Origin of the sequence: uncultured Xylophilus sp. (assembly GCA_913776965.1) — a bacterium.
Lineage (GTDB): Bacteria > Pseudomonadota > Gammaproteobacteria > Burkholderiales > Burkholderiaceae_C > Xylophilus.
The window spans coordinates 1-21,531 of sequence record CAJYQL010000003.1 but is presented as its reverse complement, the minus strand read 5'-3'; the positions used below and the strand labels follow the sequence as shown (position 1 = coordinate 21,531).

Below are 21,531 nucleotides of genomic sequence, written 5' to 3'. Positions count from 1 at the left end.
TCAGGCTGCGTTGTCGGTGTCGGACGGATCGGCGGTCGAGAAATTCACCGCACGGCCGGGAACGATCGTGGAGATCGCATGCTTGTAGACCATCTGCGTCACGGTATTGCGCAGCAGCACCACATACTGGTCGAAGGACTCGATCTGGCCCTGCAGCTTGATGCCGTTGACGAGGTAGATGGAGACCGGCACGTGCTCGCGGCGGAGCGTGTTGAGGAACGGGTCCTGAAGGAGTTGGCCTTTGTTGCTCACGATATGTTCCGTGTTCAAGAGATGTTGTTGTAAAGGTTCACCTTAACACACGCTTTTTCGAAGACCGGACGTCGGTGACGAATTTCCACAAGAAAGCGAGCGCATGCGTCTGCGCAGCCATCGCAGGCTGCGCGTCAGCGCTCTTCCTTGTCCGCGTACGGATTGCTCGAGGTCTTCATCTCGATGCGCAGGGGCGTGCCGACGAGGTCGAACTCCTTGCGGAACCGGCCTTCCAGGAAACGCTTGTAGGCGTCCGTCACATGCTCCAGCGAATTGCCGTGGATCACGATCACCGGCGGATTCATGCCGCCCTGGTGGGCGTACCGCATCTTCGGACGGAACATGCCGGCACGCTGCGGACTCTGGAACTGAACCGCCTCCTGCAGCAGGCGCGTCAGCACCGGCGTCGACATCTTGCGTGTCGCGGCACGGTGGGCCTGTGCGATCGACGACCACAGCGGACCCAGTCCCTGGCGCTTCTTGGCCGAGATGAAATGCACCGACGCGAAACGCAGGAACGCGAGACGCGTCTCGATCGAGCGCTGCAGGAGTTCGCGCTGGTAGGCGTCCACCGCCTCCCACTTGTTCACCGCGACGACGACCGCGCGGCCGCTCTCGAGGATGTAGCCGGCGATATGGGCGTCCTGGTCGGTAATGCCCTGCGTCGCATCGAGCAACAGCAGCACGACGTTGGACGATTCGATCGCCTGCAGCGTCTTCACGACCGAGAACTTCTCGATCGCCTCGAACACGCGTCCCTTGCGGCGCAAACCGGCGGTATCGACCAGCTCGAACCGCTGACCCTCGCGCTCGAACGGCACGCTGATCGCATCGCGGGTGGTGCCCGGCATGTCGAACGCGACCAGGCGTTCCTCGCCGAGCCAGGTGTTGATCAGCGTCGACTTGCCGACGTTGGGCCGGCCCGCGACGGCGAGCTTGATCGGCGCATCGTCCGCGGCGTCGGTGTCGTCCTCAGGTTCCGGCAGGTTCAGCGGCTCCAGCGCGAGTTCGACCAGGCTGCGCACACCTTGCCCGTGCGCGGCCGAGACCGGAACGACCTCGCCCAAGCCTAGCTCGAAGAATTCGGCGAGCTGCACGCCCTCCTTCATGCCTTCGGCTTTGTTGGCGACCAGCACGCAGGGCTTGCCCAGACGGCGCAGGTAGTTCGCGATGTCGTGGTCCTGCGCGGACACGCCGGCGCGGGCATCGACGACGAACACGACCACATCGGCTTCCGCGACCGCCTGCTGCGTCTGCCGGGCCATCTCCTTGAAGATGCCGGAGCCGGCATCGGGCTCGAACCCGCCGGTATCGATGACGATGTATTCGCGCTTACCCTGGCGGCCGTTGCCGTAGTGGCGGTCGCGGGTCAGGCCGGCGAAGTCGGCGACGATCGCGTCGCGCGACTTGGTCAGGCGGTTGAAGAGCGTCGACTTGCCGACGTTGGGGCGCCCGACGAGCGCGATGACGGGTTTCATGGACATCCGGCCTGCGGCATCCTCACTCGGGCACGAAGCCGAAGACGCCGCCGCTGCGGGTCACGACCACGAGGGTGTCGCCGACCGCGACCGGCGCCGCGGCGACGGCGGTGCCGTCGGTGGTCAGCCGGTTGAGCGGCGCGCCGTCCTCGCGCGACAGCATATGCACGTTGCCGCTGTTGTCGCCGAAGACGACCGAGCGGCCAAGCACCAGCGGTGCGGTCAGCTGGCGGTAGCGGAGGTTCTCGACCGTCCACGCCTTCTCGCCGTCCGCACGGCGCCACGACGACACGAAGCCGTTCGCCTCCGTCCCGTAGATGCGCGCATCGTCGCCGTCCACGCCCGCATAGCCGTTGGCAGGCTTGGTCCAGAGCAGCTGGCCGCGGGTCGCATCGACGCAGCCGACGGCTGCCTGGAACGCGCGGGTACAGACGACACCGTCGAGGCGGCTGACCCGTCCGACCAGATCGACCAGCCGTTCCACGTCGTTGGTGCCGCGCGGCGATGCGATCGGCGCCTCCCAGCGCAGGCTGCCGTTGTCCGGATTCAAGCCGGCCAGGCGGCCCGACAGGCCGGCCACCAACGTGTCGCCCACCGCCAGCAGCACGCCCGAATGGCGCAGTACCAGCGCCTCGCCCGGTCGCTGCTGCAGCCAGATGCGGCGGCCGCTCTGGCCGTCGAAAGCCGAGACGGAACGGTCGGCCGCCAGCACGAAGACCCGGCCACCGGCAACGAAGGGCGCGGTGAACGACTCGGCCTGGAGTTTGGTGCGCCAGCGTTCGCGACCGTCGGCGAAGGCGACCACGTCGTTGTTGCGGGTGACGACGGCGGTCAGGGCTCCGTCGCTGCCGACGCCGGCCGACAGCGGCGCGCCGGCGCCGGCGCGCCAGGCTTCGCGGCCGGTTGCACCGTCCAGCGCGACGACCGTGCCGTCGGTGCTCGCCAGCATCACGCGGCTGCCGCTGACCTGCGGCGTCAGGGCGAAATCGACTGCGCCGACCTTTGCGGCCCAGGCCTGGCGCACGCCGACCTTGACGATGTTGGGCCCGAGCGGAGCCGGCTCCGGTCGCTTGCTGCCGAACCAGCCGCCCACGGTGGACGTGATGCCCGACACGGCCGAGCAACCCGCTAGCGATGCTACCAAAACGATAGCTGTAAGCGCACGCCCCGCCTGCGTAAACCCTCGAAAATCATGCGACATCGGTCATTACTCCCTTCACGGCTTGGCCGGTGTGGCGGGTGCGGCTGCGGTGGCCCCCGCTGCGGTCGGATCGACGCCGAGCGCGTTGAGCTTCACTTCCACCAGCCGGCGGTAGTCGGATGCGGCGTCGGTGTCCTTCCACGCCGACCGGTAGGCGGCGATCGCGTCGTCCCGCTTGCCTTGCGCGGCCAGGACGTCGCCGCGCCGGTCGGCGGCCAGTCCGGCGAAGCCGGTCGGCCAGGTGCCGTCGAGCTGCTTGAGCGCATCGTCGTAGCGCTTCGCATCCAGGTGGATCGCTGCCAGACGGAGCCGCGCCACGGCCTGGAGGCCGGGATCGGTGCCTTTGTCCGCGACCCAGCCGAGGGCCGCCTGCGCACCGTCGGCGTTGTTCTTGTCGTAGAGCGCCTTGGCTGCTGCCAGACCGGCCTGCTGCGCATAGGTGGTGCGGCCGAACTTGTCGCGGATGTCATGGAAGGCGCGTTCCACCCGGGCGGTGTCGCCGGCCTGCGCGGCGCGATCGACTTCGTCGTAGAGGATCGAGGCCTGGGCCGCCTGGCTGCGCTGCCACCAGCGGTAGCCGTTCCAGCCGGCCAGCGCGAGCAGCGCGACGAGCAGGACGGCGGTGATCAACGTTCCCCAGCGTTCCCAGAAATGTTTGAGCTGGTCGAGCTGTTCTTGTTCTTCGAGGTCGAGATGGGTGGCCATGCGTATCCGGGATCGGTGGCGGGAGTGCCTGCGTCAGGTGCGGGATTGTAGGGTCGGCCCCCAGACGCCGACGGCGTCGAGCCGCTCGGTACGCTGGGCGCCCGCGCCGTCGCGCAGCGCCTTGATGGTGACGGTGCCGGCCGCGAGTTCGTCGGTGCCGAAGACCAGCGCGTAGGCGGCACCACTGGCGTCGGCTTTCTTGAACTGCGACTTGAAGCTGCCGGGGCCGTCGGCGCCCCCGGCATGCATCTGCACCTGCGCACCCTGCGCACGCAGGGCCTGCAGCAGCGGGAACACCTGCGACAATGCAGCATAGTCCGGCACGATCGCATAGGCGTCGGGCGCGGGCGCGTTCGCCGCATGGCCCTGCGTGGCGAGCAGGTCCAGCACCCGCTCCAGCCCCATGCCCCAGCCGACCGCCGGCGTCGGCTTGCCGCCGAGGACCTCGAACAGCCCGTCGTAGCGCCCGCCGCCGCAGAGCGTGCCCTGCGCGCCGAGTTCGGTCGTGATGAACTCGAACACCGTGTGGGTGTAGTAGTCCAGCCCGCGCACCAAGCGCGGATTGATCCGCCACGCGATGCCGCACGCGGTCAGCAGCTGCTGGACCGTCTCGAAGTGCCGGCGCGACGCGTCGCCCAAGTAGTCGAGCAGCTGCGGCGCCGCTTCCACCATCGACTGCATCGCCGGATTCTTGGTGTCGAGGATGCGCAGCGGATTACTGTGCAGGCGACGGCGGGCATCCTCGTCGAGCAGGTCGGCGTGCTGTTCGAAATGTGCGATCAGCGCTGCACGGTGGGCCTGCCGCTCGGCCGGCACGCCCAGGCTGTTGAGCTCGACACGAAAATTCTGCAGGCCGAGGGTGCGGAGCAGCTCGTGGGCCAGCAGCATCAGTTCCGCATCGACTTCCGGTCCGCCGAAGCCGAGCGCCTCGGCGCCGAGCTGGTGGAACTGGCGGTAGCGGCCGCGCTGCGGCCGCTCGTGGCGGAACATCGGGCCGGTGTACCAGAGGCGCTTGCCGCCGTCGTAGGTCAGGTTGTGCTCGATCGCCGCTCGGGCCACGCCCGGCGTGTTCTCCGGCCGCAGCGCCAGCTCGTCGCCGTTGAGCCGGTCCTGGAACGCGTACATCTCCTTTTCGACGATGTCGGTGGTCTGGCCGGTACCGCGCACGAACAGCGCGGTGGGCTCCACGATCGGCGTGCGGATGTTGCGGTACGCGTGGCGCCGCATCACGTCGCGCACGGTCTGTTCGAGCGCTTCCCAGCGGGCGGCCTCGGTCGGCAGGATGTCGTTCATGCCCTTGACGCCGGCGATCTTCGTCGCCTTCGCCATAGGGGGCGGTGCCGCAACCGCGGCGCTGGAAATGTCTGGCATGTCGGGAGTCAGGCAGTCGCCGCCGGGACGGTGGCGGTCGTGCCGAAGCGTTGTTCGATGTAGCGCTCGACGAGCTGGTGGAATTCGGTGGCGATGTTGTCGCCGCGCAAGGTCAGCGCCTTTTCTCCGTCGATGAAGACCGGTGCGGCTGGTGCCTCGCCGGTGCCGGGCAGACTGATGCCGATGTCGGCATGCTTGCTTTCGCCCGGCCCGTTGACGATGCAGCCCATCACCGCGACCTTGAGGCCTTCGACGCCGGGATAGCGGTTACGCCACACCGGCATCTGCATGCGCAGGAAATCGTCGATCTGCTTGGCGAGTTCCTGGAACGTCGTGCTGGTGGTGCGGCCGCAGCCCGGGCAGGCGGTGACGCTCGGCACGAACATGCGCAGTCCGAGCGACTGCAGGATCTCGGACGCGACCACCACTTCCTGGGTGCGCGCCTCGCCCGGCTGCGGCGTGAGCGACACGCGGATCGTGTCGCCGATACCTTCCTGCAGCAGCAGCGACAGCGCGGCGGTCGACGCCACCGTGCCCTTCGTGCCCATGCCGGCCTCGGTCAGCCCCAGGTGCAGCGGGTTGTCGCAGCGGCGGGCCAGCTCGCGGTAGACCGACACCAGGTCCTGCACACCGCTGACCTTGCACGACAGCATCACCTGGCTCGGGTCCATGCCGATTCGGGCCGCCAGTTGGGCGGAATCGATCGCCGAGGTGATCAGCGCCTCGTACATCACCTGCCGCGCCTCCCACGGCACCGGACGGCGGCTGTTCTCGTCCATCAGTTCGCCGAGCAGTTCCTGGTCCAGGCTGCCCCAGTTCACGCCGATGCGGACCGGCTTGTTCCAACGCAGCGCCGCGTCGATCATCTGGCCGAACTGCTTGTCGTGCTTGTCGCCCTTGCCGACGTTGCCGGGGTTGATCCGGTATTTCGACAGCGCCTCGGCGCAGGCCGGGTAGTCGGTCAGCAGCCGGTGGCCGTTGTAGTGGAAGTCGCCGATCAACGGCACATCGATGCCCATCCGGTCGAGCTGTTCGCGGATGTAGGGCACCTGTGCCGCGGCCTCGGGCGTGTTGACCGTGATCCGCACCAGTTCGGAGCCGGCCTGCGCCAGCTCCTTGACCTGGATCGCGGTGCCGATCGCATCGACCGTGTCGGTGTTGGTCATCGACTGCACCCGCACCGGCGCATCGCCGCCGACGGTCACGACACGGCTGCCCCAGACGACCTGGCCCTGCCGCGAGCGGCGGGCGGCAGGACGGGACACCTCGATGGGCGCGGCATCGGCAGCGCGGGTCAGATCGTTCACGTCACTTCACCTCGAAACGCGCGACGTTGTTGCGCGCGATGGATGTCAGGTCGAAAGGCCGGCCCCGCACCTGGACCTCGGTGGCGTCGGCACGGCCGACCACGACGGCCAGCGGCGGCTCGCCGCTGATGCTGTCGGTCGCGCCGGCGGTGAGCAGCTTCTGCATCACTACAGCGCCCCGGGCGTCGGTCACCTTGATCCAGGAATCGCCCGTGGCCTTGAACGACACGAGCCCTGCGGGTGTTGCCGCCTCCACTGGTACCGACACGGTCGGTGCCGCTGCCGGAGCAGCTGCCGGCGGCGGCGACACAGGTGCCGAGGCAGCGGAGGGTTCGGGCGGTATCGGCTGCGCCGACGGCACCGATTCCATGACGGTGCCTGCCGGTGAAGGCACCGCTCCGGCGGAGACTGCCTCGGACGACGACCCTGCCGGCGGCGCCATACGTTCCTGCAACGCCTGCTTCCACCTGCTCCATCGTTCCGACGGCACCAGGACGAGACCGAGCGCGCCCACCAGCAGCACCCCGACGGCGACCAGCACCGGCCGCGACACCGCAGGCGCGCCCCCTGCCGCACGTGCGGGCGGAGCGCGGAAACTCGGCGCGTCGGCGACCCGGCTCCCCTCTTCCAGCGGCAGCGGCTTGCGCTGCGGCAGCCGGGCCAGGATCGGCGCCGCGTCGATCTTGAGCGCCCGGCACACGCTGCCGGCCAGCGCCCGCACGAACGGCGGATCGGGCAGCAGATCGAAACGGTCGGCCTCCAACGCTTCCAGTCGTGCGACCGGCACCTTCAACGCGCCCGCGAGCGCCGCGATATGGATCCCTGCAGCTTCCCGCGCCGCGCGCAACTGCGCACCCGCACCACCGACCGACGGATCGGTCGTGTCCACCTGCTGGCCGTCATTCATCGAATGCCCCCCGATCCAAGGCCGCCCGCTCGACCGACAGCGGGAACCGCTTGCGCAGTTGGTCGGCCAGTTGCTGCGATGCGACGCGGTCCTCCAGCCGACGCTCCACGCGCACGCCCAGCCAGAGCGATTCGGCGGTCGCGTAATCGCTGTTGTTCACCCGGCGGATGTAGAACTGCGCCCGCTGGTATTCGCGGCGTTGGTACAGCAGGTTCGCCAGCGTGAATCCGGTGATCGGATTGCCCGGGTCGATCTCGTAGGACTTCGACAGGATGCGTTCGGCCTCGGCGGGCTGGCCGGCACGGACTTCGCACAGGCCCATGGTCATCAGTGTCTTCGCCTTGTCGGCATAGCCCGGCTGGGCCGCCGCCTGCGCGAACATCCGGTCGGCCTCGGCGAACCGCTTCTGCTCGCAGAGCAGCCAGCCATGGTTGTGCATCGCGTTGGCATCGCGTGGATTGAGCGCGACCGCGCGGCGGAAACTGTCGTCGGCCAGCGCGAAGTCGTTGAGCCGCATGTAGATCAGCCCGCGCAGGTTGAACGCATCGCCGAAGGTCGGATCGGCCGCGATGGCCTGCTTGACCTCGTCGAGCGCGATGGTGGCCTTGTCGCTTTCGAAGTAACCGGCGGCCAGTTCCAGACGGATGCGGGCCCGGCGACGGGCAGGCGTCTCGTCTGATGCCGTGACCAGGTCGGGGCGGTCGGCCGGGGTGGCACCGGAGTCGGCACTACCGCCGGGCCATTGAGCGCAGCCGATCAGCAGTGCAGTACCGGCAGCCACGAGGCCCGGCAGCAACCATGCAAGCAGACGAAGCATCATGTCACGCTTTCTCCGCCGAGCGGCCCACCGGCACCGGGACCAGCGGGATGCGCCGCTGCTGGGCGATCCGCTCGCCCACGCGGGTACGGTCCTTGACGTCGCCGGCCAGCTGGCCGCAGGCGGCGTCGATATCGTCGCCGCGGGTCTTGCGCACCGTGGTCACGATGCCCGCATCGGCCAGTTGCCGCGCGAAGGACGCGACACGAGGTGCCGGCGACCGCAACAGTCCGGAAGCCGGGAAAGGGTTGAACGGAATCAGGTTGAACTTGCAGGACACGCCCCGCCCGCCATGCCGGCGGACGAGCGCGATGAGCTGCTCGGCATGCTCGGGCTGGTCGTTGACCCCATCGAGCATGCAGGATTCGAAGGTGATGAAGTCGCGCGGCGCGTGTTCCAGGTAGCGGTTGCAGGCGTCGAGCAGCTCCGCAATCGGGTACTTGCGGTTGAGTGGCACCAGGTTGTCGCGCAGCGCATCGTTGGGCGCGTGCAGCGACACCGCCAGGGCGACCGGGCAGTCCTGCCCGAGGCGGTCCATCATCGGGACCACGCCGGAGGTCGACACCGTCACCCGCCGGCGGGACAGGCCGTAGGCATGGTCGTCGAGCATGGTGCGCAGAGCAGGCACCAGGGCGCCGTAATTCTGCAGAGGCTCGCCCATGCCCATCATCACCACATTGGAGATGACGCGTTCGTCCGTGTTGCGCCGCCGACGCAGGAAATGCTCCGCGTACCAGAGCTGGGCCACGATTTCCGCGGTCGTCAGGTTGCGGCTGAAGCCCTGGTGGCCGGTCGAGCAGAAGCGGCAATTGACCGCACAGCCCGCCTGCGACGAGACGCAGAGCGTGCCGCGGTCTTCCTCGGGAATGAAGACGGCCTCGACCGCATCGCCGCTGCCGACGTCGAACAGCCACTTGATCGTGCCGTCCGCCGACACATGCTCGGTCAGCACCGGCAGCGCCCGAACCTCGGCCGCGCCCTGCAGCTTCTCGCGCAGGGACTTGGCCAAGTCGGTCATGGCGCCGAAGTCGGACGCGCCCCGGTGGTGGATCCACCGGAACAGCTGGGTCGCGCGGAAACGCTTCTCCCCCAGCCGCTCGCAGAACGCGGCCAAGCCGTCGAGGTCGAAATCGAGCAGGTTGACCGTCATGCCGGCAGGCCGCGCCGCGCTCAGCGGGTGTAGACGTTCAGAGCGGGGAAGAAGAACGCGATCTCGACCGCAGCGGTTTCGGCGGCGTCGGAGCCGTGCACGGCATTGGCGTCGATGCTCTCGGCGAAGTCCGCGCGGATCGTGCCCTTCTCGGCCTTCTTCGGATCGGTGGCGCCCATCAGATCGCGGTTCTTCAGGATCGCGCCTTCGCCTTCGAGCACTTGCACGAACACCGGGCCGGAAATCATGAAGTCGACCAGGTCCTTGAAGAAGGGACGCTCCTTGTGCACGCCGTAGAACTGCTCGGCTTCGGCGCGCGACAACTGCACCAGGCGGGCAGCAGCGATCTTCAGGCCGGCGGCTTCGAAACGGGAGACGATCTGGCCGATGACGTTCTTCGCGACGGCGTCGGGCTTGATGATGGAAAGGGTGCGTTCGATGGCCATGGAGATGATTCCTCTAACTGATTGATTCTTAAAATTTTTTTGCCGATGGGCAAAGCCTGCGATTTTAGCCTGCGTGGATGACCGTTCCGGCGCCGCGGAGTTCCGCGCCGCTCAACGGCCGCGCCGGCGCGGGCCGCCCCCGGCCGGACCGCGCCGCTGCTCCTGCCGCGCGCGGTTGAAGCTGTCGCCGCCGATGTAGCCGAGCGATGTCTTCATCGGATCGGGCTGCGACGATCCGCCGCCGTCGCGGCGGTCGTTGCCGCCCCGGCCGCCGGCCGACGACTTGCCCGGACCGCCCGAGCGTGGCCCAGTAGGCGGGCGCAGCGGACCCTGCTTGCCCGGCTTGCCGTAGCCCTTGGCGCCCGGCGCACCGCCGCGCCGATCCTTGCCGCCGGTCTGCATCGGCGGACGCGCCTCGCGGCGCGAACCGCCGGCCGCCTGCACCAGCGCGGAGATGTCGCGTTCGTCCAGCTCCATCCAGGCGCCGCGCTTCAGGCCGCGCGGCAGCAGCATCGCGCCGTAGCGGATGCGGATCAGCCGGCTGACCGCATGGCCGACCGCCTCCAGCATGCGGCGCACTTCGCGGTTGCGGCCTTCGGAGATCGTCACGCGGTACCAGGTGTTGGCGCCCTCCCCGCCGCCGTCCTCGATCGAGCCGAACTGCGCCATGCCGTCGTCGAGCCGCACGCCGTCGAGCAGCTCCTGCTTTTCATCCTTGCTGAGCGCGCCCAGCACCCGGACCGCGTATTCCCGCTCCAGGCCGAAGCGGGGGTGCATCAGCTGATTGGCCAGTTCGCCGGAACTGGTGAACAGCAGCAGGCCTTCGGTATTCAGGTCCAGACGGCCGACCGACTGCCACTTGCCGTGCTGCAGTCGGGGCAGTTTGCGGAACACCGTGGGACGGTTCTGCGGATCGTCGTGGGTCACCACTTCGCCGGCCGGCTTGTGGTACGCGATCACCCGTGCCGGCGGCGGATCGATCCGGTAGCGGATCGGCTTGCCGTTGACCTTGACCTGGTCGCCGTACTGGATGCGCTGGCCGATATGCGCCGGCTCGTTGTTGACCGAGATGCGGCCCTCCAGGATCAACTGCTCCATCTCGAGCCGCGAACCGAGTCCGGCCTGGGCCAGCACCTTGTGCAGCTTAGGAGTTTCCTGCTGCGGCGCAAGCACGCGTTTGGCGGGGGCGATGACGGCGTCGTCCTCGTCCGCGTCGAACCGGCCCGAGACCACGTCGTCGAAGGCCACGGCGCCTTCGACGGGTTCGGCGGGCGTCGCTGGCAGTGAGGTGGCATCGAACACGTCGTGCTCGGCCGTCGTGGCGTCATCCGATGCCTCGTCAGCGCCGACGGCGGCATCGTCCGCCGATACTGCGGCGGCCGCGGGAGCAACATCGGGCGTCTCTGCAGCGTTCGCCTCTGGCGACGGAGATGCGGCGGCGCCAGGCTTCTTGCGCGGCTTGCGCTTGGTTGCTACTTTTTCAGTAGCATCCTCCGCAGGCGCAGCCTGAGCAGAAGCCGGATTCAGGTCCGAATGTTCGGCATCGGACGGGGGGATCGGTGGCGGGGCGGCGTTCATGGGGCAGATTCCTGGTCGGGGGGCGTGCCCGCTGGCACGTCGGTAGCAAGGGGGATGGCGTCGGCCGGAGCTTCGGTCGTCGCCGGTGTGTCGGCCGGGTCGTCGTCCGGCAGCTCGGAAGCCGATTCGATCGGCAGGTCGGCCTGACCGGCGCCGGCTGCGGCCGCGAGCGCGGCGCGCATCGCCTCTTCCGCCGCCGGTCCGTCGGCGATCGGCAGCGCATCGAGCGACGGTAGACCCAGATCGTCGAGGAACTGCCGCGTCGTGGCAAACAGCGCGGGTCGGCCGACCGTGTCGCGGTGGCCGATCACCTCGATCCAGCCGCGGTCCTCGAGCTGCTTGAGGATCTGGCTGCCGATCACCACGCCGCGGATGTCTTCCATGTCGCCGCGGGTGACCGGCTGGCGATAGGCGATGATCGCCAGCGTCTCCAGCACGGCGCGTGTGTAGCGCGGCGGCTTTTCGGGATGCAGACGGTCCAGGTATTCGCGCATCGCGGGCCGGCTCTGGAAACGCCAGCCGCTCGCCACCTGCACGAGTTCCACGCCGCGCTGTGCCCAGTCGAGCTGGAGGTCTTCCAACAACTGGCGCACGGTGTCGGCCGACAGCGCATCAGCGAACAGCACCCGCAGCTCGCGCAGCGCCAGCGGCTGCGGCGAGCAGATCAGTGCGGTTTCGAGAATGCGCTTGGCATCCGCCGTGTTCATGGTCAGGCGCTGGACAATGGGAAAAAAGGCGCGGAGCCCGCGGTGCAGAGCTGCACGGGCGGAAGGCGGTCCCGACGGCGCGGGCCGGTCGGCCGCACGGTGCGGCGGGCCGGCCGGTGGATGCGGCGTCCCGTCGGCGGGTACGACCGCCCGTCAGGCGATCGGCGGGGCATTGTAGTCGACCCCCCAGGCGCGCAGAGCCGCCTGCAGATCCGGCGGCGGCGGGCTCTCGAACTGCAGCGGCTCGCCGGTCATCGGATGCTCGAAACCGAGCCGGAAAGCGTGCAGCGCCTGCCGTTCGAGCCCGGCTGCCGGCGCACCGCCGTAGAGCGTGTCGCCGACGAGCGGATGGCCGATCGACGCCATATGCACCCGGATCTGGTGGGTGCGGCCGGTGTGGAGGGTGCACTGCACCCAGCAGCCGTCGTCCGCATCCGCCAGCAGCCGCAGCGTGGTCCGCGCCTCCTTGCCGGACTGGCGCGACAGATCGACCACCGCCATCCGCAGCCGGTTGCGCGGATCGCGCCCGACGGCGGCCTCGACATCGCGCGGCGACGGCCCGGTCCACGGCCGGTGCGCCAGTGCCAGGTACTGCCGGCTCACGCTGCGTACGGCGATGCGCTGCACCAGCGCGTCCATGCACAGCCGCGAGCGGGCCACTACCATCAGGCCGCTGGTGTCCTTGTCGAGGCGGTGCACGATGCCGGCGCGCGGCAACTCGGCTGCGCGCGGATCGCGTGCCAGCAGTCCGTTGAGCAGCGTGCCGCTCCAGTTGCCGGGAGCCGGATGCACCACCAGCCCAGCCGGCTTATCGAGGACCAGCAGGTGCTCGTCTTCGTACACCACCGCCAGGTCCATCGGCTCTGCCATGAAGGCCTGGCTCTGCGGTGTCGGGCGCAGCTCGATCTCCAGCGTTTCGCCGGCGCGCACCCGTGCGGACGCCTTCGTCACGACGGCACCGGCCTTGCGCACCGCTCCGGCCGCGATCAGCTGCTGCAGGTAGCTGCGCGAGAACTCGGGCGCGACCGCGACCACCGCGCGGTCCAGGCGCTGGTCGTGCAGTTCGCGCGGGACCGGCGCCGAGCGGATTTCCGAGACGGGGCCGAGGCCGTCGATGGCCTCGTCCGCGGAGTCGTCCAGCGCCTGCTGCACCGGGGCTTCCAGGGGGGGCGCCGATATAATCGAAGAGGTTTTTTTCAAGAAGGTGGGCCTGTCATGCGTCGTGTCAAATTATCGGTTGCGCCTCTCGCGGTGGCCCTGCTGGCGGGCCTGTTGGCCGGCTGCTCGACCACGGAGGAAGACAAGACCGCCGGCTGGAGCCCGAACCGCATCTATTCGGAAGCCAAGGACGAGGCGAATTCCGGCAGCTACGACAAGGCGGTCCCGCTGTTCGAGAAGCTCGAAGGCCGCGCTGCCGGCACCCCGCTCGCGCAGCAGGCCCAGCTCGACAAGGCCTATGCGCAGTACAAGGGCGGCTCGCAGGCCCAGGCGATTGCGACGCTCGACCGGTTCATCAAGCTGCACCCGGCCAGCCCGGCGCTGGACTATGCGCTGTACCTGAAGGGTCTGGTCAACTTCAACGACGACCTCGGCCTGTTCTCGTTCATCTCGCGCCAGGACCTGTCGGAGCGCGACCAGAAGGCGGCCAAGGATTCGTTCGAATCGTTCCGCGAGCTGACGACCCGTTTCCCCGACTCCAAATACACGCCCGACGCCCGCCAGCGCATGACGTACATCGTCAATTCGCTGGCGCAGTACGAGGTGCACGTCGCGCGCTACTACTTCAACCGGGGCGCCTACGTGGCGGCGATCAACCGCGCGCAGTTGGCGATCGCCGACTACCGCGACGTGCCGGCGATCGAGGAAGCGCTCTACATCCTGATGCGCTCCTACGACGCGCTGGGCATGCAGGACCTGCGCGACGACACCCAGCGGGTGATCGCGACCAACTATCCGAAGAGCGAATACCTGACCCGCGGCTTCAAGGCCAACACCGATCCCTGGTGGAAGGTCTGGTAAGCCGGGAGCGCCGCGTCAGGGCGCCAGGCGCCCTGCCCTGACGCCCACGCCCAGAGATCACTCCCACTCGATCGTCGCCGGCGGCTTGCTGCTCACGTCGTAGGTCACGCGGTTGATGCCGCGGACCTCGTTGATGATCCGGCCCGAGACCTTCTTCAGCAGCGCGTACGGCAGTTCGGCCCAGTCCGCGGTCATGAAGTCGCTGGTCTGCACCGCACGCAGCGCCACCACGTAGTCGTAGGTGCGGCCGTCGCCCATCACGCCCACGCTCTTGACCGGCAGGAACACGGTGAAGGCCTGGCTGGTCAGCTCGTACCAGGTCTTGCCGGTGGACGGGTCGACGAAGTTGCGCAGTTCCTCGATGAAGATCGCGTCGGCGCGGCGCAGCAGATCGGCGTATTCCTGCTTCACTTCGCCCAGGATGCGCACGCCCAGGCCTGGACCCGGGAACGGATGGCGATACACCATCTCCGGCGGCAGGCCGAGCGCCACGCCGAGTTCGCGTACCTCGTCCTTGAACAGGTCGCGCAGCGGCTCCAGCAGCTTCAGGCCCAGCTGCTCGGGCAGGCCGCCGACGTTGTGGTGGCTCTTGATCGTGACGGCCTTTTTGCTCTTGGCTCCGCCGGACTCGATCACGTCGGGATAGATGGTGCCCTGCGCCAGGAAGGTCGCGCCCTTCAGCGCGCCGTCGGCACCGGCCTTCAGGCGGGCCGCTTCCGCCTTGAACACCTCGACGAATTCGCGGCCGATGATCTTGCGCTTGGCCTCGGGATCGGACACGCCCGCGAGCTTGCCGAGGAACAGGTCGGCCGCATCGACCCGCACCACCTTGGCATGCAGCCGGTCGCCGAACATCTCCATCACCATGTCGCCCTCGTGCAGCCGCAGCAGGCCGTGGTCGACGAAGACGCAGATCAGCTGATCGCCGATCGCACGGTGGATCAGTGCCGCCGCGACGCTCGAATCGACGCCGCCGGACAGTCCCAGGATCACTTCCTCGTCGCCGACCTGCGCGCGGATCTTCTCGACCGCCTCGGCGATGTAGTCGCCCATGATCCAGTCCGGCCGCGCGCCGCAGATGTCGCGCACGAAGCGGTTCAAGATGGCCTGGCCCTGCACGGTGTGCGTCACCTCCGGGTGGAACTGCACCGCGTAGAAGCGGCGCTCCTCGTCGGCCATGCCGGCGATCGGGCAGCTCTCGGTGCTGGCCATCAGCTTGAAGCCCGGCGGCAGTTCGGTGACCTTGTCGCCGTGACTCATCCAGACGTTGAGCATGCCGTGGCCTTCGGGCGTGGTGAAGTCGGCGATGTCGCGCAGCAATTCGGTGTGGCCGCGTGCCCGCACGGCCGCGAAGCCGAATTCGCGCTGGTGGCCGCTCTCGACCCGGCCGCCGAGCTGGTGGGCCATGGTCTGCATGCCGTAGCAGATGCCGAGCACCGGCACGCCCAGTTCGAACACCGCCTGCGGCGCTTTGTCGGTCGTGTCCTCGTACACGCTGGCATGGCTGCCGGAGAGGATCACGCCCTTGAGCATGCCGTCCTTGGCGTACGCGCGGATCCATTCGTCGCTCACATCGCAGGGATGGACTTCGCTCAGGACATGGGCTTCCCGCACCCGCCGGGCGATGAGCTGCGTAACCTGGGAGCCGAAGTCGAGGATGAGGATCTTGTGGTGTTGCATGGGAGGTTCGGAAAAGGAATCAGAGGTCGAGACAGGGGATGCCGCAGGCCTTGGCGGCGGTGACCAGAGCACGGTCGAGCGAGACCAACTGGCCGTTGAGGCGCAGCGCCAGCTGCAGGTAACTGGCGTCGTAGAAGCTGAGGCTGTGCGCCTGCGCCAAGCGCAGTGTTTGCGCGCGGTAGTGCAGGTTGGGCGGCGCGTCGAATTCGACGGGGCAGGCGTCGATCAGCGCCAGGCCTGCGTCGAGCTCGTCCTGTGTCACGCGTCGGCGCTTGAAGGCGCTCAGCAGGATGTTGCTCGTCTCCCACAGCCACAGATGCGGTGCGAAGAACTGGCGGGACGACGTCATCACGTCCGCGTAGAGCTGCTCGGACACCGGCGTGGCTTCGTCCGGAAGGACCCACGGAGCCACCGCCGATGCGTCGATCACGATAGGTTTCATGCGGTCAGCGCCGGCCTTCGTCGCGGTAGGATTTCCAGTCCCCCGGACGGTAGTCGGGATCGGGCTTGACCCGGGCCTGGAAGGCGCGCAGGCGTTCGATGGCCTCGGCCCGCAGCCGGTCGCGGTCGGACTCATCCGTACTGTCGAGCTCCTGCACGATGCGGGCGATCTTCCTGCCGTGCCGCGTGATCACGACCTCCTCGCCGTTCTCCACCGCCTGCAGCAGCGCGGAAAAGCGGTCCTTGGCCTGATTGACAGGGACGGTCTGCATTTTTCTGGCCCGAAAATGAAAACAGGCCAGATTGTCCCCAATCTGGCCTGAAAGTGCAATCCGGCCGAATCAGTCGGCGCGGTAGTTCGGCGCTTCCTTGGTGATCTGTACGTCGTGCACGTGGCTTTCGCGGATGCCGGCGGCGGTGATCTCGACGAACTCGGCCTTGTCGTTCATCTCCTGGATCGTTGCGCAGCCGCAATAGCCCATGGATGCGCGAACGCCGCCAGCCATCTGGTAGACGATGCTGACCATCGAACCCTTGTACGGCACGCGGCCTTCGATGCCTTCGGGCACCAGCTTGTCGGCGTTCGGGTTGCCGGTCGTGGATTCCTGGAAGTACCGGTCGGCGCTGCCCTGCTGCATCGCACCGATCGAGCCCATGCCGCGGTAGCTCTTGTAGCTGCGGCCCTGGTAGAGGATGACTTCGCCCGGCGCTTCCTCGGTGCCGGCGAACATGCCGCCCATCATCACGGTGCTGGCACCGGCGGCGATCGCCTTGGCGATGTCGCCCGAATAGCGGATGCCGCCGTCCGCGATCAGCGGCACGCCGGTGCCGCGCAATGCGGTCGCGACGTTGTCGATCGCCATGATCTGCGGCACGCCGACGCCCGCGACGATACGGGTGGTGCAGATCGAGCCCGGGCCGATGCCGACCTTGACCGCATCCGCGCCCGCCTCGGCCAGTGCCAACGCGGCGGCGCCGGTCGCGATGTTGCCGCCGATCACGTCGACCTGCGGATAGTTCTGTTTGACCCAGCGGACCCGGTCGATCACGCCTTTGCTGTGGCCGTGGGCGGTATCGACCACGATCGCATCGACGCCGGCACGGACCAGCGCCTCGACCCGCTCCTCGGTGCCTTCGCCCACGCCGACGGCGGCGCCGACCCGCAGCCGGCCCTGCGCGTCGCGGGCAGCATTGGGGAAACTGGTCTGCTTGGTGATGTCCTTGACGGTGATCAGGCCGCGCAGCTGGTCGCCGTCGTCGACGATCAGCAGGCGTTCGAGCTTGTGCTTGTTCAGGAGCGCCTTGGCCTCGTCGGCGGTCGCGCCCTCCGAGACCGTGACCAGCCGTTCGCGCGGCGTCATGATCTCGCGGACCTGCACATCGTAGCGCTTCTCGAAGCGCAGGTCGCGGCCGGTGACGATGCCGACGACGCGGCCGCCGTCCACCACCGGGAATCCGGAGATGCCGAGCTGTTCCTGCATCTGCAGCACCTGGAACACCGTGTGTTCCGGCGTGATGACGACCGGGTCGCGGAGCACGCCCGATTCGTAGCGCTTGACCTTGGCGACATGCGCGGCCTGTTCCTGCGCGGTCAGGTTCTTGTGGACGATCCCGATGCCGCCCTCCTGCGCGATGGCGATCGCGAGGCGCGCCTCCGTCACCGTGTCCATGGCGGCGGACACCAGCGGCAGGTTCAGGGTGATGTTGCGGGAGAGGCGGGTCGCGAGGGACGTGTCCTTGGGCAGGACCTGGGAGAACGCAGGCACCAACAACACATCGTCGAAGGTGAGCGCTTTGCCGAGAAGGCGCATGTCAAAGCTCCAAAAAAAGGATTGTACCCGTCGCATCGCAGGGTATCCCTGCAGGCGCCACGCCACATAGGCAGGACTAAACTTTGCGCCATGACGCTCCATCGCCCGCTCGCGCTTGTCCTGCTCTGCACCCTGGCCTGGCCTGCGATGGCGCAGTGGCAGTGGCTCGACAAGGACGGCCGCAAGGTTTTCAGCGACCGGCCGCCGCCGTCGGACGTGCCGGTCCGCAACATCCTGCGTCAGCCGGCCGGCGCTCCGGCAGCCGCGGTGGCCACCACGCCGGCGCCGGCTGCAGCCCCGGCCAATGCTGCGGGCCAGGCTGCCGGCGCCCTGCCGAAGCCGACGGGACGCGATCCGGAACTCGAGGCCAGGAAGCGCGAAGCCGATGCAGCCGAAGCGGCCAAGCGCAAGGCCGAGGAAGAACGCGCCGCACGCGCCCGGGCCGACAACTGCCAGCGGGCGCGCCAGGCGCAGGCGACGCTGGATTCGGGCATCCGCATCGCGCAGGTCAACGCGCAGGGCGAGCGGGTTTTCATGGACGAAGCGGCCCGCGCCGCCGAGACGCAGCGCAACCAGGCGGTGATGGCGAGCGACTGCCGGTAACGGCGGCCGTGCCGATGGCGTGGCTGCCGACGGCGTCTTCAGCGCCTCAGTAGCCGGCCTTCGCCCCTGCCCGGCGACCCGCAAACAGTCCGGTCGCCCGCGCACCCTGCGCCCGGAAACGTTCGCGTCGGGCCGTCTTCGGATCGACCCGTAGCGGCCGGTACACCTCCACTCGGTCGCCTGCGGTCAGCACCGTATCGAGCGGGCGGGCGCGGCTCCAGATGCCTGCATCGTGCTCGCCGTCCGGCACCACTGCCGCTGCTGCCAATGCATCGCCCAACCGGCTGCCGACGGGCAGCTCCACGACCGTCTCCTGCACCGCGCCGGGCAGCGCCACCGCGACGGTGATGCGCAACCGTTCAGCCGCCATACACCTCGTCGGCGCGTTTGACGAAAGCATCCACCAGACTGCCGGCGATCCGGTCGAACACCGGGCCGACCAGCGCCGACAGCGCCAGGTTGGAGAACCCGTAGCGCAGCTGCAGCTCGATGCGGCAGGCCCGCTCCTCGCCCTCGACCGGGACGAACCGCCACACGCCGTCCAGCTGCGAAAACGGCCCGTCGATCAGCTGCATGTGTACCTCACGCCCCGGCACATGGGTATTGCGGGTGGTGAAGGATTGGCGGATACCGCCGAAGGCGATGCCGACCTGCGCCGTCATGCCCTGCGCGTCTTCGCTCACCACGACCGCGCGGTCGCACCACGGCAGGAACTTCGGATACTGCGCCACGTCGGTGACGAGGCGGAACATTTCGTCGGCGCTGTACCAGATGAGGACGGACTTGTTGACTGTTTTCATAGAATCGAAGCGCTTCTCCGCACGTGGCCGATCATTGTAGGGAGGCCTTCCAAACCGCCCGTAACGCCTCATCTGCTCCCGCATGGCCACCCCGAAGAAACCCCAGACCGACGCCCGCATCGCCGACAACAAGAAGGCGGCCTACAACTATTTCTTCGAGGAACGCTACGAGGCCGGCATGGTGCTGCAGGGCTGGGAAGTGAAGGCGTTGCGCGACGGCAAGGTGCAGCTGACCGACGGCTATGTGGTGGTGCGCGAGGGTGAGCTGTTCCTGATCGGCTGCCAGATCAACCCGCTGAAGTCGGCCTCGACACACATCAGCCCGGACTCGGTGCGCACGAAGAAGCTGCTGCTGCACAAGGAGCAGATCAAGCGGCTGGTCGGCAAGATCGAACAGAAGGGCTACACCCTGGTGCCGCTCAACCTGCACTGGAAGACCGGCAAGGTGAAGTGCGAGATCGCGCTGGCCAAGGGCAAGGCCGAGCACGACAAGCGCGACACCATCAAGGACCGCGAAGGCAAGCGCGAAGTGGAGCGCGCGATGAAGAGCCGCAACCGCTGATTTGCGAAGGTTTTAGGGCCTTTGCGCAGGCGGGACCTACGTACCAAGCTACTATTTTCATAGCAGATAAAGTCACGAGGTGCACGGCGCGCCCCGCGGCATGGCACGGTCGCCTACAACGGGCGGACGCAGGCGGTGCCAGCATGCAGGTTTCTTCTTTCCGGAACCACGCCCCATGCGCCCACGCACCGCCGCCCTCGCCTCCGCTGCCCTGCTCGCCTGCCTGCTGACCGCCTGCGGCGACACGGCGCTGCTGCCCGAATCGGCCGGCATCGGTCCCAACCCGACGCTGCCCGCGCCGCAGAAGACGCTGATCCCGACCGTCCACATCGCGCCTGCCAAGGGCTGGCCAACGGGCGCCATGCCCCAGGCCGCGGCCGGTACCACGGTGACGAAGTACGGCGATGGCCTGGCCCATCCGCGCTGGGTATACGTGCTGCCGAACGGCGATGTGCTGGTGGCGGAAAGCGACGCTCCGCCCAAACCCGAAGACGCCAAGTCCGGCGGCCCCAAGGCCTGGATCCAGGGCCTGATGATGAAGCGCGCTGGCGCCAAGGTGCCGAGCGCCAACCGCATCACGCTGCTGCGCGACGCCGATGGCGACGGCGTCGCGGAAACGAAGGCGGTGTTCCTGGATAACCTCACCTCGCCCTTCGGCATGGCGCTGGTCGGCCAGGAACTGTTCGTCGCTAACGCCGATGCGCTGGTCAAGTTCCCCTACCGCGAAGGTGATACCCGCATCGCCGCACCGGCGGTCAAGGTCACCGATCTGCCGGCCGGCCTGAACCACCACTGGACCAAGAACGTGGTCGCCAACCGCGACGGCAGCAAGCTCTACGTCACCGTCGGCTCCAACAGCAACGTCGGCGAGAACGGCATGGCGATCGAGGAAGGCCGCGCTGCCATCTGGGAGGTGGACCGTGCCTCGGGCAGCAAGCGCCTCTTCGCGACCGGGCTGCGCAATCCCAACGGCATGGCGTGGGAGCCGAAGACCGGCGCGCTCTGGACCGTGGTCAACGAGCGCGACGAGATCGGCAGCGACCTGGTGCCGGACTACCTGACCTCGGTGAAGGACGGGGCCTTCTACGGATGGCCCTACAGCTATTTCGGCCAGCACGTGGATGAACGCATCCAGCCGCAGAAGCCGGACCTCGTGGCGAAAGCCGTCGTGCCGGACTACGCGGTCGGTTCGCACGTGGCGCCGCTCGGCCTCGCATTCGCCGAGGGCAGCAACCTGCCGGCGCCGTATGCCAGCGGTGCGTTCATCGGCCTGCACGGCTCCTGGAACCGCAAGCCGCGGTCGGGCTACAAGGTGATCTTCGTGCCCTTCGTGGACGGCCGGCCGACCGGCCAGCCGGTGGACGTGCTGACCGGCTTCGTCAACGGCGACGGCGATGCGAACGGCCGCCCGGTCGGCGTCGCGATCGACAAACGCGGCGGGCTGCTGGTGGCAGACGATGTGGGCAACACGGTCTGGCGGGTGGCCGGCACGGCAGCGCGCTGACACCCCACCGTCCCGCAAACGTGGCCCACAAAAAAGCCCCGGCATGCCGGGGCTTTTTCTATCGTCGCAGGCTGACGTGCGCAGCGATTTCCGCCATCACGCCTCGCGCGATGCCCGCTTGCGCTCGTGCTCCTTCAGGTAGCGCTTGCGCAGACGCACGCTCTTCGGCGTGATCTCGACCAGTTCGTCGTC

General features: G+C 68.2%; 24 protein-coding genes. 4 read left to right on the top strand and 20 right to left on the bottom strand.

The window, feature by feature from the left end:
- From hfq to QZ500_RS00375, 13 genes are all read right to left on the bottom strand, one after another.
- Positions 1-252, bottom strand: a complete 252-nt coding sequence (gene hfq / locus QZ500_RS00435; RefSeq protein ID WP_295849526.1) for an RNA chaperone Hfq — start codon at positions 250-252, stop codon at positions 1-3.
- A gap of 134 nt (positions 253-386) precedes the next feature.
- A complete protein-coding gene (gene der / locus QZ500_RS00430; protein WP_295849524.1) occupies positions 387-1,730 on the bottom strand; it encodes a ribosome biogenesis GTPase Der in 1,344 nt (447 codons plus the stop codon).
- 22 nt (positions 1,731-1,752) lie between these two features.
- Positions 1,753-2,931, bottom strand: a complete 1,179-nt coding sequence (bamB, locus tag QZ500_RS00425) for an outer membrane protein assembly factor BamB (RefSeq protein ID WP_295849522.1) — start codon at positions 2,929-2,931, stop codon at positions 1,753-1,755.
- Positions 2,932-2,946: 15 nt separating this feature from the next.
- Complete coding sequence (locus QZ500_RS00420; RefSeq protein WP_295849520.1) at positions 2,947-3,636, bottom strand: tetratricopeptide repeat protein; 690 nt, start codon at positions 3,634-3,636, stop codon at positions 2,947-2,949.
- 33 nt (positions 3,637-3,669) lie between these two features.
- Positions 3,670-4,965: a histidine--tRNA ligase gene (gene hisS / locus QZ500_RS00415; RefSeq protein WP_295849519.1), complete on the bottom strand. Its 1,296-nt coding sequence runs from the start codon at positions 4,963-4,965 to the stop codon at positions 3,670-3,672.
- Between the two features lie 50 nt (positions 4,966-5,015).
- Positions 5,016-6,305, bottom strand: coding sequence for a flavodoxin-dependent (E)-4-hydroxy-3-methylbut-2-enyl-diphosphate synthase (gene ispG, locus QZ500_RS00410; protein WP_295849541.1), 1,290 nt, complete (start codon positions 6,303-6,305; stop codon positions 5,016-5,018).
- A gap of 10 nt (positions 6,306-6,315) precedes the next feature.
- A complete protein-coding gene (locus QZ500_RS00405) occupies positions 6,316-7,221 on the bottom strand; it encodes a helix-turn-helix domain-containing protein (RefSeq protein WP_295849517.1) in 906 nt (301 codons plus the stop codon).
- Complete coding sequence (gene pilW, locus QZ500_RS00400; RefSeq protein WP_295849515.1) at positions 7,214-8,041, bottom strand: type IV pilus biogenesis/stability protein PilW; 828 nt, start codon at positions 8,039-8,041, stop codon at positions 7,214-7,216. The genes QZ500_RS00405 and pilW overlap by 8 nt, the downstream gene beginning before the upstream one ends.
- 1 nt (position 8,042) lies before the next feature.
- Entirely contained in the window at positions 8,043-9,188 is a 1,146-nt protein-coding gene (gene rlmN / locus QZ500_RS00395) for a 23S rRNA (adenine(2503)-C(2))-methyltransferase RlmN (protein WP_295849513.1), read from the bottom strand.
- A gap of 20 nt (positions 9,189-9,208) precedes the next feature.
- Positions 9,209-9,634 carry a nucleoside-diphosphate kinase gene (ndk, locus tag QZ500_RS00390; RefSeq protein ID WP_295849511.1) on the bottom strand — a complete coding sequence of 142 codons (426 nt, stop codon included), beginning with the start codon at positions 9,632-9,634 and terminating at the stop codon, positions 9,209-9,211.
- A gap of 111 nt (positions 9,635-9,745) precedes the next feature.
- A complete protein-coding gene (locus QZ500_RS00385) occupies positions 9,746-11,212 on the bottom strand; it encodes a pseudouridine synthase (protein WP_295849509.1) in 1,467 nt (488 codons plus the stop codon).
- On the bottom strand, positions 11,209-11,919 hold the full coding sequence (gene scpB / locus QZ500_RS00380; RefSeq protein WP_295849507.1) for an SMC-Scp complex subunit ScpB: 711 nt from the start codon (positions 11,917-11,919) through the stop codon (positions 11,209-11,211). Before scpB ends, QZ500_RS00385 begins: the two co-directional genes overlap by 4 nt.
- 153 nt (positions 11,920-12,072) lie before the next feature.
- A complete protein-coding gene (locus QZ500_RS00375; RefSeq protein WP_295849540.1) occupies positions 12,073-13,059 on the bottom strand; it encodes an RluA family pseudouridine synthase in 987 nt (328 codons plus the stop codon).
- A gap of 75 nt (positions 13,060-13,134) precedes the next feature.
- Here QZ500_RS00375 and QZ500_RS00370 point away from each other — a divergent pair, with 75 nt between their 5' ends.
- A complete protein-coding gene (locus tag QZ500_RS00370; protein WP_295849506.1) occupies positions 13,135-13,938 on the top strand; it encodes an outer membrane protein assembly factor BamD in 804 nt (267 codons plus the stop codon).
- Positions 13,939-13,995: 57 nt separating this feature from the next.
- On the opposite strand, the gene guaA is transcribed toward QZ500_RS00370, so the two are convergent.
- The 4 genes from guaA to guaB all read right to left on the bottom strand — a co-directional run bounded on the left by guaA (position 13,996) and on the right by guaB (position 17,870).
- A complete protein-coding gene (guaA, locus tag QZ500_RS00365) occupies positions 13,996-15,618 on the bottom strand; it encodes a glutamine-hydrolyzing GMP synthase (protein WP_295849504.1) in 1,623 nt (540 codons plus the stop codon).
- A 19-nt stretch (positions 15,619-15,637) separates the two neighbouring features.
- Positions 15,638-16,060, bottom strand: coding sequence for a type II toxin-antitoxin system VapC family toxin (locus tag QZ500_RS00360; protein ID WP_295849503.1), 423 nt, complete (start codon positions 16,058-16,060; stop codon positions 15,638-15,640).
- 4 nt (positions 16,061-16,064) lie between these two features.
- Positions 16,065-16,331, bottom strand: coding sequence for a type II toxin-antitoxin system Phd/YefM family antitoxin (locus QZ500_RS00355; protein WP_295849501.1), 267 nt, complete (start codon positions 16,329-16,331; stop codon positions 16,065-16,067).
- A 69-nt stretch (positions 16,332-16,400) separates the two neighbouring features.
- Positions 16,401-17,870 (bottom strand): IMP dehydrogenase, encoded by a 1,470-nt coding sequence (gene guaB / locus QZ500_RS00350; protein WP_295849499.1) that lies wholly within the window; start codon positions 17,868-17,870, stop codon positions 16,401-16,403.
- 90 nt (positions 17,871-17,960) lie between these two features.
- Between guaB and QZ500_RS00345 the strand changes: the two genes are divergently transcribed.
- A complete protein-coding gene (locus tag QZ500_RS00345) occupies positions 17,961-18,473 on the top strand; it encodes a DUF4124 domain-containing protein (RefSeq protein WP_295849497.1) in 513 nt (170 codons plus the stop codon).
- Between the two features lie 46 nt (positions 18,474-18,519).
- Here QZ500_RS00345 and QZ500_RS00340 read toward each other — a convergent pair whose 3' ends face one another.
- The gene (locus tag QZ500_RS00340; protein WP_295849495.1) at positions 18,520-18,843 is read right to left on the bottom strand and encodes an RnfH family protein; all 324 of its coding nucleotides are present in this window, start codon (positions 18,841-18,843) and stop codon (positions 18,520-18,522) included.
- Positions 18,833-19,273 (bottom strand): type II toxin-antitoxin system RatA family toxin, encoded by a 441-nt coding sequence (locus tag QZ500_RS00335; protein ID WP_295849493.1) that lies wholly within the window; start codon positions 19,271-19,273, stop codon positions 18,833-18,835. Before QZ500_RS00335 ends, QZ500_RS00340 begins: the two co-directional genes overlap by 11 nt.
- 82 nt (positions 19,274-19,355) lie before the next feature.
- Between QZ500_RS00335 and smpB the strand changes: the two genes are divergently transcribed.
- On the top strand, positions 19,356-19,835 hold the full coding sequence (gene smpB / locus QZ500_RS00330) for an SsrA-binding protein SmpB (RefSeq protein WP_295849491.1): 480 nt from the start codon (positions 19,356-19,358) through the stop codon (positions 19,833-19,835).
- Positions 19,836-20,010: 175 nt separating this feature from the next.
- Positions 20,011-21,339: a sorbosone dehydrogenase family protein gene (locus tag QZ500_RS00325; RefSeq protein WP_295849489.1), complete on the top strand. Its 1,329-nt coding sequence runs from the start codon at positions 20,011-20,013 to the stop codon at positions 21,337-21,339.
- Between the two features lie 96 nt (positions 21,340-21,435).
- Here the strand turns inward: QZ500_RS00325 and QZ500_RS19520 are convergent.
- The coding region (locus tag QZ500_RS19520; RefSeq protein ID WP_366762297.1) for a hypothetical protein at positions 21,436-21,531 on the bottom strand (96 nt) is incomplete at its 5' end.

What these genes read in the sequence shown, in the direction of transcription:
- QZ500_RS00345 (WP_295849497.1), top strand. Translation starts at nt 17,961, where the DNA reads ATGACGCTCCATCGCCCGCTCGCGCTTGTCCTGCTCTGCACCCTGGCC.
- QZ500_RS00355 (WP_295849501.1), bottom strand. Translation starts at nt 16,331, where the DNA reads ATGCAGACCGTCCCTGTCAATCAGGCCAAGGACCGCTTTTCCGCGCTG.
- smpB (WP_295849491.1), top strand. Translation starts at nt 19,356, where the DNA reads ATGGCCACCCCGAAGAAACCCCAGACCGACGCCCGCATCGCCGACAAC.
- guaB (WP_295849499.1), bottom strand. Translation starts at nt 17,870, where the DNA reads ATGCGCCTTCTCGGCAAAGCGCTCACCTTCGACGATGTGTTGTTGGTG.
- QZ500_RS00370 (WP_295849506.1), top strand. Translation starts at nt 13,135, where the DNA reads ATGCGTCGTGTCAAATTATCGGTTGCGCCTCTCGCGGTGGCCCTGCTG.
- QZ500_RS00340 (WP_295849495.1), bottom strand. Translation starts at nt 18,843, where the DNA reads ATGGCGGCTGAACGGTTGCGCATCACCGTCGCGGTGGCGCTGCCCGGC.
- QZ500_RS00420 (WP_295849520.1), bottom strand. Translation starts at nt 3,636, where the DNA reads ATGGCCACCCATCTCGACCTCGAAGAACAAGAACAGCTCGACCAGCTC.
- guaA (WP_295849504.1), bottom strand. Translation starts at nt 15,618, where the DNA reads ATGCAACACCACAAGATCCTCATCCTCGACTTCGGCTCCCAGGTTACG.
- der (WP_295849524.1), bottom strand. Translation starts at nt 1,730, where the DNA reads ATGAAACCCGTCATCGCGCTCGTCGGGCGCCCCAACGTCGGCAAGTCG.
- pilW (WP_295849515.1), bottom strand. Translation starts at nt 8,041, where the DNA reads ATGATGCTTCGTCTGCTTGCATGGTTGCTGCCGGGCCTCGTGGCTGCC.
- bamB (WP_295849522.1), bottom strand. Translation starts at nt 2,931, where the DNA reads ATGTCGCATGATTTTCGAGGGTTTACGCAGGCGGGGCGTGCGCTTACA.
- QZ500_RS00405 (WP_295849517.1), bottom strand. Translation starts at nt 7,221, where the DNA reads ATGAATGACGGCCAGCAGGTGGACACGACCGATCCGTCGGTCGGTGGT.
- hisS (WP_295849519.1), bottom strand. Translation starts at nt 4,965, where the DNA reads ATGGCGAAGGCGACGAAGATCGCCGGCGTCAAGGGCATGAACGACATC.
- ndk (WP_295849511.1), bottom strand. Translation starts at nt 9,634, where the DNA reads ATGGCCATCGAACGCACCCTTTCCATCATCAAGCCCGACGCCGTCGCG.
- rlmN (WP_295849513.1), bottom strand. Translation starts at nt 9,188, where the DNA reads ATGACGGTCAACCTGCTCGATTTCGACCTCGACGGCTTGGCCGCGTTC.
- QZ500_RS00325 (WP_295849489.1), top strand. Translation starts at nt 20,011, where the DNA reads ATGCGCCCACGCACCGCCGCCCTCGCCTCCGCTGCCCTGCTCGCCTGC.
- scpB (WP_295849507.1), bottom strand. Translation starts at nt 11,919, where the DNA reads ATGAACACGGCGGATGCCAAGCGCATTCTCGAAACCGCACTGATCTGC.
- QZ500_RS00335 (WP_295849493.1), bottom strand. Translation starts at nt 19,273, where the DNA reads ATGAAAACAGTCAACAAGTCCGTCCTCATCTGGTACAGCGCCGACGAA.
- QZ500_RS00385 (WP_295849509.1), bottom strand. Translation starts at nt 11,212, where the DNA reads ATGAACGCCGCCCCGCCACCGATCCCCCCGTCCGATGCCGAACATTCG.
- QZ500_RS00360 (WP_295849503.1), bottom strand. Translation starts at nt 16,060, where the DNA reads ATGAAACCTATCGTGATCGACGCATCGGCGGTGGCTCCGTGGGTCCTT.